The sequence below is a fragment of the Mesorhizobium sp. M7A.F.Ca.CA.004.12.1.1 genome (genome assembly GCF_003997835.1).
GTDB lineage: Bacteria > Pseudomonadota > Alphaproteobacteria > Rhizobiales > Rhizobiaceae > Mesorhizobium.
In genome coordinates this window covers 1-1,228 of the sequence record NZ_RZRK01001212.1, presented here as the reverse complement: position 1 = coordinate 1,228, position 1,228 = coordinate 1, and the positions used below count along the sequence as shown (strand labels likewise).

2 protein-coding genes and 1 pseudogene are annotated in these 1,228 nt (G+C 65.6%); 1 reads left to right on the top strand and 2 read right to left on the bottom strand.

Translation table 11 applies throughout. The annotated features are described in order from the left end of the window. A partial coding sequence (locus tag EN984_RS35205) for a sugar-binding domain-containing protein (RefSeq protein ID WP_281057387.1) occupies nt 1-251 on the top strand: 251 nt, incomplete at its 5' end. Here the strand turns inward: EN984_RS35205 and EN984_RS35200 are convergent. Both EN984_RS35200 and EN984_RS39210 read right to left on the bottom strand, forming a co-directional pair. Then, on the bottom strand, nt 238-1,089 hold the full coding sequence (locus EN984_RS35200) for a TIGR01459 family HAD-type hydrolase (protein WP_127384385.1): 852 nt from the start codon (nt 1,087-1,089) through the stop codon (nt 238-240). The two genes, EN984_RS35205 and EN984_RS35200, sit on opposite strands and share 14 nt — an antisense overlap. Then, nucleotides 1,086-1,228 (bottom strand): annotated as a pseudogene (locus EN984_RS39210) (carbohydrate kinase); the annotation flags it as partial. The pseudogene EN984_RS39210 and the gene EN984_RS35200, both read right to left, overlap by 4 nt.

Here is a 1,228-nt window from a genome sequence, read left to right as displayed (position 1 = left end):
GAGGCGCCGTGGGTGACCTCCTGTTCCATTTCTTCGACCGCAACGGCGATCTGGTCGACCATCCGGTCAACAGCCACGTGATGTCGGTGGATGTCGACCGTCTGCGCAAGGCGCCGATCCGTATCCTCACCTCCGGTGGCGAGGAGAAAACCGAAGCGCTGCTCGGCGCCATGACCCTCATCGCCCCAACCATCCTGATCACCGACGAGGAGAGCGCGCGGCGTATGCTGGAGGCGGTCAGCGGAAGCTGAAACTGTCCGTGATGTAGTCCGGCCAGGCCTGCTGTTCGTCGAAAACAGCGGCGAGATCCGGTGTGTCCGCCAGTATTCCGCTCAGCACCAGCGCGGTGGCGATGCCGGCGCTGTTTCCCCCCGATATATCGTGTTCGACGCTGTCGCCGACACAGACCACGGTGCCAGGGTCCGGCTCGCCGGCCAGCGCCAGCGCGGCTTCGAAAATCGCCTTGTCGGGCTTGCCGATACGGGTAACGCTGCCGCCCAGGCTTTCATAGAGATCGGCCAGACGACCGGCGCCGAAGCGAGGGCCAACGGCCGTCAGCATGATCATGTCGGGATTGGTGCAGAAACACGGCACCCGCCGCTCTGCAGCCGGCGCGAACAGCCTGCGATAATGGTCAAGGTCAAAGCGGTCACCCTCGCTGGCCGCGATCAGCACCAGTTCGGCCTCATCGCCGGACCCGGTCAGCACAAAAGGCAGGCCCTCGATCGCGGAGCGGTCAGCTTCACGGCTGATCAGCAGACATTTTGTCCCTGGGCGCAGCTTCCCCGAAATCGCCATCTGCCTGAAGGATCGCCACGCCACCTCGCCGGAAGAAACGAAATGATCCCAGCTTCCCGCTTCGAAGCCGAGTTTCATGAGCCGGCTTTCATTGGGTCGTGCCCGCCTGCCGGAGTTCGAAACCAGCACCACGGTCTTGCCGGCGCGCTTCAGCGCCGACAGCGCTGCCACCGCGCCTGGATAGGGCCGTGTGCCGTCATGCAGCACGCCGAACTGGTCGAGCAGGAACACGTCGTAGCGCTCCGCCAGCGGCCCGATGCCGTCGAGACGTTCGATCGTTTTGGCGCTCATAGGAGTCCTGCCCGGCTTGCACCCATCAGCGCCAGCCGCGCCGTGCCGGCGGCGGCCTCGTCGGAAAGCGCGGGCAGGAAATCGACGCCGAGCCTGCGTCGCCGGATTGCCGTCCAGGCCGGGTTCGCCGCCCCGCCTC

What these genes read in the sequence shown, in the direction of transcription:
- EN984_RS35200 (WP_127384385.1), bottom strand. Translation starts at nt 1,089, where the DNA reads ATGAGCGCCAAAACGATCGAACGTCTCGACGGCATCGGGCCGCTGGCG.